The organism is Palleniella muris, assembly GCF_004792655.1.
GTDB lineage: Bacteria > Bacteroidota > Bacteroidia > Bacteroidales > Bacteroidaceae > Prevotella > Prevotella muris_A.
Genome location: NZ_SRZC01000018.1, coordinates 16276 through 29809, shown reverse-complemented (window position 1 = coordinate 29809; position 13534 = coordinate 16276). Strand labels below are relative to the sequence as shown.

Annotated in this window: 11 protein-coding genes; 1 reads left to right on the top strand and 10 read right to left on the bottom strand. The window is 44.3% G+C overall.

Features of this window, described 5'->3' with window-relative positions; translation table 11 throughout:
- Positions 1 to 140: 140 nt before the first annotated feature.
- Positions 141 to 1469 (top strand): WD40-like domain containing protein, encoded by a 1329-nt coding sequence (locus tag E5358_RS10735; RefSeq protein WP_135940189.1) that lies wholly within the window; start codon positions 141 to 143, stop codon positions 1467 to 1469.
- 247 nt (positions 1470 to 1716) lie between these two features.
- Here E5358_RS10735 and E5358_RS10730 read toward each other — a convergent pair whose 3' ends face one another.
- From E5358_RS10730 to rpsM, 10 genes are all read right to left on the bottom strand, one after another.
- Complete coding sequence (locus E5358_RS10730; RefSeq protein ID WP_135940188.1) at positions 1717 to 2745, bottom strand: CNNM domain-containing protein; 1029 nt, start codon at positions 2743 to 2745, stop codon at positions 1717 to 1719.
- A gap of 904 nt (positions 2746 to 3649) precedes the next feature.
- The gene (locus E5358_RS10725; RefSeq protein WP_135940187.1) at positions 3650 to 5089 is read right to left on the bottom strand and encodes an efflux transporter outer membrane subunit; all 1440 of its coding nucleotides are present in this window, start codon (positions 5087 to 5089) and stop codon (positions 3650 to 3652) included.
- Complete coding sequence (locus tag E5358_RS10720; protein WP_135940186.1) at positions 5086 to 8205, bottom strand: efflux RND transporter permease subunit; 3120 nt, start codon at positions 8203 to 8205, stop codon at positions 5086 to 5088. Before E5358_RS10720 ends, E5358_RS10725 begins: the two co-directional genes overlap by 4 nt.
- 1 nt (position 8206) lies before the next feature.
- Positions 8207 to 9406 carry an efflux RND transporter periplasmic adaptor subunit gene (locus E5358_RS10715; RefSeq protein WP_422121075.1) on the bottom strand — a complete coding sequence of 400 codons (1200 nt, stop codon included), beginning with the start codon at positions 9404 to 9406 and terminating at the stop codon, positions 8207 to 8209.
- A gap of 544 nt (positions 9407 to 9950) precedes the next feature.
- Positions 9951 to 10310 (bottom strand): 50S ribosomal protein L19, encoded by a 360-nt coding sequence (gene rplS, locus E5358_RS10710; RefSeq protein ID WP_135940185.1) that lies wholly within the window; start codon positions 10308 to 10310, stop codon positions 9951 to 9953.
- 152 nt (positions 10311 to 10462) lie between these two features.
- Positions 10463 to 10945, bottom strand: a complete 483-nt coding sequence (rplQ, locus tag E5358_RS10705) for a 50S ribosomal protein L17 (RefSeq protein ID WP_135940184.1) — start codon at positions 10943 to 10945, stop codon at positions 10463 to 10465.
- Positions 10946 to 11031: 86 nt separating this feature from the next.
- The gene (locus E5358_RS10700; protein ID WP_135940183.1) at positions 11032 to 12024 is read right to left on the bottom strand and encodes a DNA-directed RNA polymerase subunit alpha; all 993 of its coding nucleotides are present in this window, start codon (positions 12022 to 12024) and stop codon (positions 11032 to 11034) included.
- Positions 12025 to 12035: 11 nt separating this feature from the next.
- Positions 12036 to 12641, bottom strand: coding sequence for a 30S ribosomal protein S4 (gene rpsD / locus E5358_RS10695; RefSeq protein WP_135940182.1), 606 nt, complete (start codon positions 12639 to 12641; stop codon positions 12036 to 12038).
- A 39-nt stretch (positions 12642 to 12680) separates the two neighbouring features.
- Positions 12681 to 13067: a 30S ribosomal protein S11 gene (gene rpsK, locus E5358_RS10690; protein ID WP_135940181.1), complete on the bottom strand. Its 387-nt coding sequence runs from the start codon at positions 13065 to 13067 to the stop codon at positions 12681 to 12683.
- 24 nt (positions 13068 to 13091) lie between these two features.
- The gene (gene rpsM / locus E5358_RS10685; RefSeq protein ID WP_135940180.1) at positions 13092 to 13472 is read right to left on the bottom strand and encodes a 30S ribosomal protein S13; all 381 of its coding nucleotides are present in this window, start codon (positions 13470 to 13472) and stop codon (positions 13092 to 13094) included.
- Between the last annotated feature and the right edge of the window lie 62 nt (positions 13473 to 13534).

The window sequence follows — 13534 nt, the reverse complement described above, 5'->3', positions numbered from 1 at the left end:
GCTGATTTGAGCATTGCAAAGATGTTTATAGCACAAAGATAGTAAAACTATTTGGAATAGCAAAATTATTATGCCACGTTTATTTTGCACTTTGATTATTTATTCGTAAATTTGCAGCAAATATACAAAACTGTTTGATTATGAGAAAGTACGTATCTTTAAAGAAACATGTCCTCATACTATTGTCCTTCATCGGACTGTTCGCTTCCTGTAGCAACAATGAGGAAACGGATTCCGGCACACTGTTCGTCAATGATGCAAGAGTCGTGGAAGAAGGGAAGACACTCTCACCAGGTGACATAGTACATCTAGAAGGTGAAGGATACCTTTCCTCCGATGAGGTGACGCTTGACTTCTTCTGGGAAACAGGAGAGGAACTTATTCCTGAAGGCTATATAAAAGTCTTCCGTGCAAAAGTCATTTCACAATCGCCAAATGGAATGACCGTAGAGATGCCTTACAGGAAGCCTGCATCACGGGTGGACATACACCTGCAGAGAGGCAGCGAACGCATGAAGATTGGCACTGTCAACCTTACTGACGGAACGACACCAAGGGAGCTGTACTTGTACGGCATCAACAATGCCTCCGGATTCGCCTCTTCACAAGAGCATGCAATAACACGATGGCTGGACAACGACTGCAAAGCAACCGAAATGAGAAGTTGGACGCTCAATGTTCACCCAGATTTCCACTCGGCAGTGGGAATGTATCGCGCTTTCGGCATCTGCGGGCTGGCAAAGGAAAACGGGAAGCAGTACCCTTTCTTCTTCGACTTGCTCACCCTGCAATGGAAGAAACTCTGCGACAAGCCTGCCATCGCGCTCGTCAGTTCCCCTTCGTATATGGCCGCACTGCAAAGTGATGACGGAAAGAATTATCGCTTACGCAAAATATCATCAGATTTGGAGACATCCTATGATGTGAAAACCGTCAAAGCACGTTCTACGCCTCCACCTCCCAACGTGCCTTTGCCCAACGGATTGGAGGCGGAGCATTTCGGCGAGTACCCCGGAGCTAATAATTCACGCTATATACTCCTTTCCGCAAACAAAGGAAACGGAAGATGGACTCCTGTAATATTTGACATCAGTACAGGCTTCCATGTCATTGAAGACATTGAGGCAGAGGCCCTCATCCCATTTTCCTTCTACAAAAAAAAATCCGACAATGCCAACTCCCCAACATGGATTTCTGGCTATATCATTGTAAAGAAAGAAGCAGATGGAGTTGAAAAGAGCCTGCTATATGCATTTGACGGAAACTCCACATTCACAAACGAACCTTTCGCCAAATATCCGTACAAGGCTTTGTCCGCAACAGCGAACCACGACAGACCTGGCACACTGACGGTACATTTCAAAACACAGGACAATGGCAACATAACATCCGAACTGTCATTTGAAAGCCAAAAATGGACTGACATAAGCACATCCGGCACATTCAACGAGATTGTCTGGATAAATTAAACATGTCACGTACTCTGCCGAAAATCGGCAGCAAGACACCCGTGCTGGAGACTTGGGCTTCTAAGTGTGGGCATCCAAGGTAAGACAGGGACTATTCCACAGACAAAGATTTGCAAATAAGGTTACACAAAAAAATCAGGTGATTCCAGAAGTGAAAAACAAAACTTCTGGAGTCACCTGATTTTTGGACAGCCTCTTGCTCACACTGTCAGCATCATAATTGTTAAATCAGAACACAAGTTAATCATCATTTCTTTGTTCTCATCGCCTTGAACTTGTCCATCGCCACTTTCTGTAAGTCTACATTGGTGTCCACTTCGTCAACAATTTCCTCACCAAGCATGGTCTCTATCACATCCTCCATGGTCACAACACCTCTCAAGCATCCATATTTATCACAAATGACAGAAATATGCTCTTTCTTTTCAAGCATTTCTTTCCATATCCCGAAAACTTTCTTATCCTCGTCGAAACTCAGGATAGGGCGCATTATCTCCGACATACGAGTATCGAAACTGTCCTTTGCAAGAAGTTCAAGTACTGTCATTTTCAACACATAACCGATTATGTAATCCTTATTGTCATGATATACGGGGATGCGGGAATACGTCAGCTCTACATTGGAGAAAAATTCCTTGACAGTCATACTGTCAGGTACTGACACCACGACAAGATTAGGTGTCATTATATCCTCGGCAGAGACACCTGTCAATTTGAATGCATTCTGAATTATCTTACTTTCCTGAGTCCTTAGAACACCTTCTTCGGAAGCGACATTCACCATTGCCGACACTTCCTCGCGACTCACCGAGAACCGTGATTCACCGGATGAGAACACCTTCGTGATATATTCTGACAACCATACCAAAGGATAAGTTATTATTATCATACCCTTAATCACAACAGCGACAGGCAGTGCAAGACGACGCCAATGGGACGCACCGATTGTCTTGGGAATTATCTCCGAAAGGACTAAAATCAGCAATGTGAGGATGGCAGAGATTATGCCGAAGCTCTCCTCTCCGAATATTTTCACAGCCTCAGCACCTACACCGGCAGCACCTACTGTATGTGCAACAGTATTAAGTGACAGCACAGCGGCAATCGGGCGGTCGATATTGGCTTTGTACTTTTTAAGTTGTAAGGCATTGGCAGAGCCTTCGCTCTCTTTCATGGTGATGAATGACATCGGTGTGGACAAAAGCACTGCCTCTACGACAGAACAGAGAAATGAAATTGATATTGCGCCCACCAAATATATAAACATTAGAATCATAATCAGTTTTTTTTGTAAATAAAATTATATGGAAACAGAAACCTACCGACAGGAATTATATAAACAGGTTAGTTTGCAAATGACATTGTTTTTCTTTATCTTCATACATGGATTTGCATTTTACTTTCTCTGCTTGTTCTTATTGAGAAGCATAGACTTTATCAGTCATGAGTACGCTGCAATCCCTCTTCAACCGACGTCTCGCCATCAAAAATAATGGTGCATACTGTGCAAATCATTTTTGCGGCCTAACCTGTAATTCCTCTGCATCTGTCACTATTCTTTATAAGTACAAAAAAGACTGAATGGCTTTACCGGCACATTATTCCTGTAATTCTTCAAGACATAAACTGTATGCAATTTAGCAATCACCCATTCATAGCATGACTGTACACGCACAGGCGTAATGTGCTTCATTGTACGTACTTTGCTTATGGCTGATATACATCCACTATACACTGCCTCATATTGCAACAGGCATGAGTCAGCAGACAGAGCCACCCCTTCTCCACCTGTGGCAGTTTCTTCTGTTCCTGTTACCGCAAATGCAATTACAGTGCATATTGAGAACATTAATATATGTAGTGATTTCATAATATATTGTTACAAATGCAAAGCTACTGATTTTTTCCATATTAACAATATCTTTTGCGTTTTTTTGATACCAAATGACATTTTTTTACAAACAGCTTGTGTCCCGTGACATTCCAAGCTATTGATGAAACAGTGGTAAGCCTATTATATGGTTTTGCATGCCAAGAGACCTTCCGAGACTTATCCGTCCATACCCGTGATATTGCAAGAGGGTGTACCACTTCTAAATTCATGGCACACCCTCACTATAAATAATTGAGAACACACAACTTCCTGGTTGTTGCATCGTGTATAAATTTCATACATACAGCTATCGTACTGCACTGTCACCGGATGTTTGCTTCTTCATATTTTCGTTTCCATTATTATTTTCTGAACTCATGCTCCAACCTCCTCCGAGCACTTTGTAAAGATTTGCAAGTGCAAGATATTCATCCCTCAAAGCATTGCTTACTGCAATTTGTGCATCAAAATACCTTCTTTGAGCATCAAGCACGTCGATATAGTTGAGAGAACCGGCTCTGTATTGCAATTGTGCCAAGTTCACATACTTCATGCTCGCCTCACACAACTCAGCCTTCAACTGTCTGCTTTCCTTTACTTTACGAAGTGTCTCTATCGCAGTGTTCACCTCTGTGAAAGCGTTGATGACAGCCTTCTCATAATCATTCCTTGCTTGCTCATACACAGCTATTGACGCTTTGTATTTCCGTTTTTTACGACCGAAATCAAATATCGTCCCGGCAATGTTTCCCGCAACATACGTGAATGGGGAGGAGAAAAAATGAGACAGGCTCTCATTTTCCCATCCCGGGGTGAAAGACAGGCGGATGTTTGGAAATTGATTGGCATACGACAAACCAACATCAGCCATTGCAGCGGCGAGCCGATGTTCCGCCGCAGATATGTCAGGCCTTCTCTCCAACAGTGTGGAGGATATGCCCACTGGTACATTCTCTTGAATGTGGTCAGACCATGTGGGTTGGTTTGGGCATATTGAATCATTCGGGAATTCACCAATCAGTAAGGTGATGGCATTATTGGCCACCTTCACTTGCTTTTCAAGATTAGGAACAAGGGCAGCGGTTGAGGCGTATTCCACTTTTGCCTGCTGGTACACGGTTTCGGAAGTAAGACCGCCCTCAAATCTGATTCGAGCTTGATTCAGCGATTCTTCACGGGTTTCAAGAGTCTGCCTGACTATTGAAAGTTCGTTTTTAAGAGCCATCAGGCGAAAATATGCGCTTGCGGTTTCAGCTACAAGTGTCATCCTCATCGCATGATAATCGTCCATAGTGGCTTCATACCGAGCCAGACTGCTTTTCTGGGCCCACGACATGGCTCCAAATAGATTCACTTCCCAGCCAACAGTCATTTTAAGATCATACTCCGGATCTTTGGTTGTGGCAATTCCGTTGTAACGGTTCGTTTCATGGCTCGCGCCCACTACACCACTGACTTCCGGCAAATAATTAAGTCTATGTATGCCATACATATTGCGGACTTCCTCGACCTTTGCCGCTGCATTGAGCAAATCGCGGTTATTCTCCAATGCGCTCTTTATAAGCGAACATAGAGTGGAGTCCGTATAAAATTTCCACCAGTCTATGTCGGCCACACATGCAGAATCCGTTTCCATTGCAGGAATATACGTTTCGGGCATGTCTAAATTTGGCTTACGGAGACTTTTCACACTGTAGCATGAAGTCAGACTCAGGACTATTATTATCGCAAATGTTTTTGTTTTCATGGTTCTCGCATTTTTTCAGATTTATGTGAACGATGCTTTGTCAGTTTGTTTATCGCCACGAAGAAAAACGGCACAAAGACAATGCCCACGGTAATGGCTACGAGCATTCCAAAGAATACTCCGGTGCCTATATCGCGTCGAGCTGCAGAACCTGGTCCGGATGCAAACAGAAGCGGCAAAAGGCCGAGCACAAAGGCAAGAGATGTCATGACAATTGGGCGGAAGCGCAAATGCGCAGCCTTTATTGCAGCATGGACAGCATCAGCTCCTTTATCGACTTCTTCTTTTGCAAACTCCACTATCAGAATTGCATTTTTCGCTACAAGTCCGATAAGCATCACAAGTCCGATTTGGAAATAGATGTTATTTTCAAGTCCGCATATCCAAATTCCGAAATATGCTCCGACACCAGCTATAGGGAGTGACAGAATCACGGCAAGCGGCACACTCCAGCTTTCGTATTGCGCAGCCAGAAACAGGAACACGAATACCAATGCAAGCCCAAGAACCATGCCGGTGTTCCCACTTTCGTGCTTTTGTTGATATGACAATCCACTCCATTCCACCCCTATGTTCTCAGGCAACTTTTTGCGGACTATCTCTTCAAGCGCATCCATCGCCTCTCCGGTGCTGTAGCCATTGGCGGCTTCCCCGGATATGGTAGCCGAATTAAACATATTAAAGCGGCCAACTGTACCGGGACCCATGGTATAGTGAGAAGTGCCTAAGGATGAAATCGGCACCATTACATTGTCTGCTCCTCTTACGAAAAACAGATTGAAGTTCTCACGGCGTGACCTATATTGCGCATCGGCCTGTATATACACACGATATATGCGGTTGAACATATTAAAATCATTGACATATATAGAACCTGTAAAGGCTTTCATTGTCGAAAATATGTCGCTGACAGGTATGCCCTGCATTTTGGCACGGTCACGGTCAACATTGAAATACAGTTTTGGAATATCTGCCTGCATTGACGAGGATATCCCTGAGATAGCCGCACTCTGCGCAGCATAATGCTTGAGTGTATCCACAGCATTTTGCAAGTTGGAATATGTAGCATCGCCTCGTGCTTCGAGCACCATCTCAAAGCCGCCAGAGCTACCAAGTCCGGGGATAATCGCCGGGGTAAATACATACGCACGGCTCTCGGGATATGTCGACAATTCATCTTGAATGCGGGCGCGGATTTCATTAATGTCTTCGGTTTTGCGCTCTTCCCATGGCTTTAATATAACGGTCAGCTGTGAATGCGCTGGGTTGGTGCCCACTCTGGGTGAGGAGCCTGTGACATTCAAGACATACTCCACATCCGGGTCTTTGAGAAGAAAATCCATGGCACGTTCCGTGACTTCTCTGCTCCTTTCGATTGTCGAGCCCTCGGGCAGCTCCAGTTCAACAGTGAAATATCCTTGGTCTTCCTGCGACATGAAACTTTGTGGCATCATGGAGTTCATGAGATATATAAATATCAAAGCAAGACCGAAAGAGGTGTACATCCGCTTGGGATGATTGAGAGCCTTGTAGACAATCCGCCCATACTTGCGATTCCCTCTGTTCAACCAAATGTTAACCAGACGAAATATCCGTACTTTCTTATTTTGTGAGGCAGGCTTCAGCAGTTTTGCACACATTACGGGTGAGAGCGTCAATGCCACAATCGTGGAGATAATAACAGACACCGCTATGGTTATGGTAAACTGACGATAAAGTTGCCCGGTTATTCCCGGCAAGAAACTAACCGGGATAAAGACAGCGCAGAGTACGAGCGACATGGCTATAAGTGCGCCACTAAGGTTTGACATCGCTTTTGCCGTAGCCTCAAATGGAGAGAGATGCTCGGTGTTCATAATGCGATCCACATTCTCCACCACCACAATTGCATCGTCAACCACGATACCGATAGCAAGTATAAGCCCTAAAAGCGTAAGCATGTTCAGCGAAAAGCCAAACATCATCATGACTCCGAAAGTGCCTACCAAGGAGATAGGGACTGCAATGACAGGGATAAGCGTGCTTCGCCAGTTTTGAAGAGAGAGATACACAACCAGAATCACCAGCAACAAGGCCTCGAAAAATGTTCGATAGACATGATGTATTGATTCCGATATATATGTGGTCATGTCAAATGGTATATCATAACTTATCCCTTCAGGGAAGTTCTTTGCTATGTTTTCCATCTCTTTTTTCACAGCCTTTGCCACATCCATGGCATTGGCACCGGGCAGCATATTGATATTGAGCACGGCCGCATTTCCTCCGTTAATGCCACTTTCGGTTGAATAACTTGATGCCTCAAGCGAAACACGGGCAACATCTTTCAAACGAATCAATGAACCGTCGCGCCGGGCACGCAACACAATGTCCTCAAACTCTGACACCGACGATAGACGCCCACGGGCAATGATTGGCATAGTGACATCTACATCTTTTGCAGGTGCCTGTCCGAGTGCACCTGCTGCCGACTCGCGATTCTGGTCTTTTAGTGCATTTTGTATATCCTGCACCGTCAACCCGAGATCTGCGAGTTTGTCAGGAGCAACCCAAATCTGCATGGCATAATAACGGCTGCCCACATTGCTCACACTGCCTACGCCAGGAATACGGCGTATCGGGTCGACTACATTCAAGGTTGTGTAGTTACTCAGATATACTTCATCAAATTTCGGGTCGTTTGACTGTACTGTAATGGTCATCAACCGGCTGGCTGTTTCCTTAGAAACCGATATGCCGTTTTGCACCACTTCTGCAGGCAGCCTCGATTCAGCCATCTTGACGCGATTCTGAATGTCAACTGCTGCAAGTTCGGGGTCGGTGTCTATATCGAAAGTGACACGTGCGGTAAAACCACCCGAATTTGAGCTTGACGAAGACATATAAATCATCCCGGGAGTGCCATTCAGTTCTTGCTCAATTGGAGTTGCCACCGCTTGAGTAACAGTCTGGGCATCCGCTCCCGGATAAGATGCACTGATTTTCACCACCGGCGGTACAATCTGAGGATACTGGTCCACAGGCAGTAAGACCAGACCTATACCACCGATTATAAAAATCACAATAGAGATTACTATTGAAAAAACCGGATGATTCAGGAATATTTTTTTTCTCATATCAGTCCTCTTTTTTTGAGTTAGCAGGGGCTTCAGGATTGACTTTCATACCATGTGACAATTTATGGTATCCTTCAACAACAATTCTTTCGCCCTTTACCAGACCTCTTTCTACTATCGTCTCGTTTCCTGTTTCAGGTCCAATTTCTATGAATCTACGTTCTACAACAGAATCGGGGCGCACTACATAGACATAAGCGCCTCCCTTTTCGATTACAATGGACTTATTGGGGATTTTGACCGCATTCTCCCGCACGTCCAGTAAGACTTTCACCTTGGTGAACTCTCCCGGCAAAAGGCTTCGGTCAGGATTTGGCATCTCTGCCCTGACCGAAAATGTACCGGTCTTGGGGTCAACCTGCGGATCGGCAAAATCTACAATTCCTTTATGTGGGTAAATGGTGCCATCGGCAAGTGTGATGGTTACGTAAGAGTTCCATTTGCGTGTAGAGTCTGCAGCTCCTAAGTTCACATTTCTGTCTTTGCTGCGAAGATAATCTAATGCAGTCATAGAAAAATCCACACGCACAGAATCACTTTTTACCACTGTGGCGAGGAGTGATTTTCCTCCGCTTGGACCTACCAAAGTTCCTATATCTGCCACACGCTCTGATATATAGCCCGAAATAGGAGAGCTGACGCGAGTGTAACTCAAGGTCAATTCCGCCTGAGTCAAATCAGCCTCACTTACTACCACTTCTGCCATTGCGCTTTCATATGCAGCCGTTGCGTTATCCAAATCGAGCTGAGAAGCGGCATTCTGTGCAAACAATGGTTTGATTCGCTTCAAATCACGCTCTGCTTTTAGTGCCTGTGCACGTGCTTTATTCAATTGGGCACGAGCTTTATTCACATTGGCTTTATAAAGACGCGGGTCTATTACAAACAGAGTCTGTCCCTTATGTATATATGAACCTTCCTTAAAAAGCATATTTTCCAAATAGCCTTCAACACGGGCATGTATCTCTACAAACTGCTGAGCACGGATGCGCCCCACATATTCTCCATAAATATTCACGCTGCCTGTTTTTACGGTTTCTACCTTTACGACCGGTAATTGTGGAGTTTGATGCTTCGGACGAAATATGAAATATCCGCCGGCAACTATAATGAGGACCGAAAGAGTCGTTACAAGCCAGCTTTTTTTATTGTGTGGCATGATTTTTTTATTCTGTAACCACACGTTAATCCTATCAGCCATCTGTCTAAGAGCCAGGTGGCATTTACGGACATTTGCCATGAAAATAATGTGCAATTGGGACATGTTCATGCTTTACTATAATGTTAATTTAAAAATTTCTGCAAAATTAAACAAAAGTAGAATAGTGTCCAAAATAATTTGGTGAAAAATAAAAAAGTAAATATAACCCATGCTAACCAGTGCTAACCAATATTAACCAATGCTAACTCATGCTAACCCATACAAATAACTCATGCAAAAATGTTTTTAAAGACCATTGGCATCCGGGAATACTGTCTGGAGCATTTCTGGCTTTTTAGTTTAACAGGCAACTGATGCATCCAGGTGCCGGAGCACTAAAAAACAGGAAAAAGGCTTATATGGCTCTGAACTACAAAAAAGACAAACAAACTTTTGGACTGAAGCTTAGCCCTTATATTATCTTTTTGAAACAGCATCTATTTCCTACTGCTTCTCAAATTATATGTCAACAAAAAAACAGACTATTACAACAAAGTCCGGCAACCAAAATGATTGCCGGACTCTGCCTATTGAAAAAATACTATTAGCCCTTAGTGACAGTACGCTTCTCCTTGATGCGTGCCTTCTTACCAGTAAGAGCACGGAGGTAGTACAGCTTGGCACGGCGAACCTTACCATGCTTGTTAACCTCGATGGAATCGATGTTTGGTGACTCGATTGGGAAGATACGCTCTACACCAACTGTACCAGACATCTTGCGTACAGTGAAACGCTTCTTCTCTCCGTGACCGGAAATCTTGATGACAACACCACGGTAGAGCTGGATACGCTCCTTTGAACCCTCGATAATTTTGTAAGCGACAGTTACAGTATCACCAGCCTTGAACTCAGGGAACTGTTTGCCGGTTGCAAATGCTTCTTCAGCAACTTTAATCAAATCCATTTTTTTTGATTTTATTAAATTTGTTTTATCGGACGAGCCTAACATAACTAAAAGTCTGATGAATTTGCATATCCTCTAAGAATAAAAGCAAAGACATCACTTCTGCCATAGGTTAGGCCGAAAGCTATTTTAATTTATTGTTTGGCTAAGGATTAAGCCTCCGCTGTCTCAGCTGCAGAAGCCTCTGCAGGAGTTTCTACAGTCTCTGCCTTTGGAGCAGCCTTCTTGCCGGCACGACGTGTCTTCTTAGCTGCCTTAGGAGCCTTTGCCATGTTCTCGTCGAAATCGACAAGTTCAATGAAGCAAACTGAAGCTGCGTCACCCTGACGAGTACCGAGCTTGATGATACGTGTGTATCCACCCGGACGGTCACCTACTTTAGGAGCAACTACCTTGAAGAGTTCTGTGACAGCATACTTGTTCTGAAGATAAGAGAATACGACACGGCGTGAGTTTGTAGTGTCATCCTTTGAACGTGTCACGAGTGGCTCAACATATTTCTTAAGAGCCTTAGCCTTAGCTACAGTCGTAGTGATTCTTTTGTGCATAATCAGCGAGATTGCCATGTTTGCAAGCATGGCACGACGGTGATCAGCAGTACGACTGAGATGATTGAATTTCTTATTATGTCTCATTTTTTGTTTTCGTTTTAATCAGCTGGCCAATGTTGTTCTTTTCCCTCCATCTCACAGTAGAAATCGAGAGACAAGAATATCAGACATTAATCCTGATTAAGTTTGTATTTTGTAATATCGGTTCCAAACGACAGATTCAGACTCTCGAGCAAATCATCAAGCTCTGAAAGCGATTTCTTACCAAAGTTGCGGAACTTCAAGAGATCTGTCTTGTTGAATTGAACAAGGTCTCCGAGAGTTTCCACATCAGCAGCCTTAAGACAATTGAGTGCACGAACGGAAAGATTCATGTCCACAAGGCGTGTCTTCAGGAGCTGGCGCATATGGAGAACCTCCTCATCGAATTCTTCATTACCCTCCATCTCAGGATTCTCCAGAGTAATCTTCTCATCAGAGAAGAGGAGGAAATGATGAATCAGAATCTTGGCTGCCTCTTTAAGCGCATCCTTCGGGTGGATGGAGCCGTCCGTAGATACTTCTATAACGAGCTTGTCGTAGTCGGTCTTCTGCTCAACACGATAAGGCTCAACGCTATAGCGCACGTTACGGATTGGGGTGTAGATAGAATCGATAGGGAGCACATTGACATCAGTACAGAACTGGCGGTTCTCGTCAGCAGGGACATAGCCACGTCCCTTATTGATTGTGAGATCAATCTGCATTGATGCTTTAGCATCTAAATGACAAATCACCAAATCGGGATTTAACACTTCAAATCCAGTCAGATACTTATCTATATCCCCAGCCTTGAACTCTGTGGTGTTTTCGACTGTGATAGAGACTTTTTCATTCTCGAATTCATCTACTATTTGCTTGAATCTTACTTGCTTGAGATTCAAGATAATGTTGGTAACATCCTCTTTCACGCCTGGAACGGAGGAAAACTCGTGCTCCACCCCATCTATTCTGATGGTATTGATAGCATAGCCATCAAGCGATGAAAGGAGAATGCGGCGCAAGGAGTTACCTATGGTAACACCAAAGCCAGGCTCAAGAGGACGAAACTCGAACTTGCCGACTTTGTCATTGGCCTCCAGCATTACAACTTTATCGGGTTTTTGAAATGCTAATATCGCCATTAATTTAATGATTATTTAGAGTACAACTCAACGATTAACTGCTCCTTGATGTTCTCAGGAATATCTGCACGCTCCGGACGGTGGAGGAACTTACCGGACTTAGTCTGCTGATTCCACTCTATCCAAGGGAACTGGCTGTGGCTGCGACCAGAGAGAGAATCCTCGATAACCTCGAGAGACTTTGACTTCTCACGTACACCAATCACCATGCCCGCCTTTACTGAGAAAGATGGAATATTCACTACTGAACCATCAACAGTGATGTGCTTGTGACCTACGAGCTGACGCGCAGCACGACGTGTAGGAGCGATGCCGAGACGATAAACAACATTGTCAAGACGGCTCTCAAGGAGCTGGAGTAGCACCTCACCGGTAATACCGTCAGCCTTTGCTGCCTTCTCAAACAAGTTGCGGAACTGGCGTTCAAGCACACCGTAAGTGTACTTAGCCTTTTGCTTCTCTGCCAACATGACACCGTACTCAGACATCTTGCGACGGCGGTTGTTGCCATGCTGTCCAGGAGCGAAGTTTCTCTTGGACAAAACTTTTTCTGAACCGAGGATGGCTTCGCCAAAGCGACGGTCAATTCTTGATTTCGGACCTGTATATCTAGCCATAATTGCTATTTATAATAATATGTAAAATTAAATCAGGGATTATACGCGACGACGCTTTGGAGGGCGGCATCCGTTGTGTGGAAGTGGAGTAACGTCTACGATTTCTGTCACTGCAATGCCACATGAGTGACAAGCACGGATAGCAGACTCGCGACCGTTGCCCGGACCTTTCACAAATGCTTTCACCTTACGGAGTCCAAGATCATAAGCTACCTTTGCACAATCCTCTGCTGCCATCTGAGCTGCATAAGGAGTATTCTTCTTTGAGCCGCGGAAGCCCATCTTACCTGCTGAAGACCAAGAGATAACCTGACCCTCACCATTTGTGAGAGAGATGATAATGTTATTGAAAGAGCTATGTACGTGAAGCTGACCTACGGCATCAATGCGTACGTTTCTTTTCTTAGTTGCTGTTTTCTTTGCCATGACTTTACAATCTTTTAAGCGTTATTACTTAGTGGCCTTCTTCTTGTTTGCAACAGTCTTCTTCTTACCCTTACGTGTACGAGCATTGTTCTTTGTGCTCTGTCCACGGACAGGAAGACCGTTACGGTGACGGACACCACGATAGCAACCAATATCCATCAGTCGCTTGATATTCAACTGGATCTCTGAACGGAGATCACCCTCTACTTTGAATTCAGCGCCGATAATTTCACGGATCTTAGCTGCATCATCGTCTGACCACTCGTTAACCTTAAGGTCACGGCTGACACCTGCTTTGTCCAATATCTTTGCTGAACTACTTCGACCTATACCATAAATATAAGTCAATGCGATTTCGCCACGCTTGTTCTGGGGCAAATCTACTCCAACAATTCTTATTGCCATTGTTTGTTGATAAATGAATAAATAATAAACATAATGGGTATATACCCGAAAATCCGAATTGC

What these genes read in the sequence shown, in the direction of transcription:
- rpsK (WP_135940181.1), bottom strand. Translation starts at nt 13,067, where the DNA reads ATGGCAAAGAAAACAGCAACTAAGAAAAGAAACGTACGCATTGATGCC.
- rplS (WP_135940185.1), bottom strand. Translation starts at nt 10,310, where the DNA reads ATGGATTTGATTAAAGTTGCTGAAGAAGCATTTGCAACCGGCAAACAG.
- E5358_RS10735 (WP_135940189.1), top strand. Translation starts at nt 141, where the DNA reads ATGAGAAAGTACGTATCTTTAAAGAAACATGTCCTCATACTATTGTCC.
- rpsM (WP_135940180.1), bottom strand. Translation starts at nt 13,472, where the DNA reads ATGGCAATAAGAATTGTTGGAGTAGATTTGCCCCAGAACAAGCGTGGC.
- E5358_RS10720 (WP_135940186.1), bottom strand. Translation starts at nt 8,205, where the DNA reads ATGAGAAAAAAAATATTCCTGAATCATCCGGTTTTTTCAATAGTAATC.
- rplQ (WP_135940184.1), bottom strand. Translation starts at nt 10,945, where the DNA reads ATGAGACATAATAAGAAATTCAATCATCTCAGTCGTACTGCTGATCAC.
- E5358_RS10715 (WP_422121075.1), bottom strand. Translation starts at nt 9,406, where the DNA reads ATGGCTGATAGGATTAACGTGTGGTTACAGAATAAAAAAATCATGCCA.
- E5358_RS10730 (WP_135940188.1), bottom strand. Translation starts at nt 2,745, where the DNA reads ATGATTCTAATGTTTATATATTTGGTGGGCGCAATATCAATTTCATTT.
- rpsD (WP_135940182.1), bottom strand. Translation starts at nt 12,641, where the DNA reads ATGGCTAGATATACAGGTCCGAAATCAAGAATTGACCGTCGCTTTGGC.
- E5358_RS10700 (WP_135940183.1), bottom strand. Translation starts at nt 12,024, where the DNA reads ATGGCGATATTAGCATTTCAAAAACCCGATAAAGTTGTAATGCTGGAG.
- E5358_RS10725 (WP_135940187.1), bottom strand. Translation starts at nt 5,089, where the DNA reads ATGAAAACAAAAACATTTGCGATAATAATAGTCCTGAGTCTGACTTCA.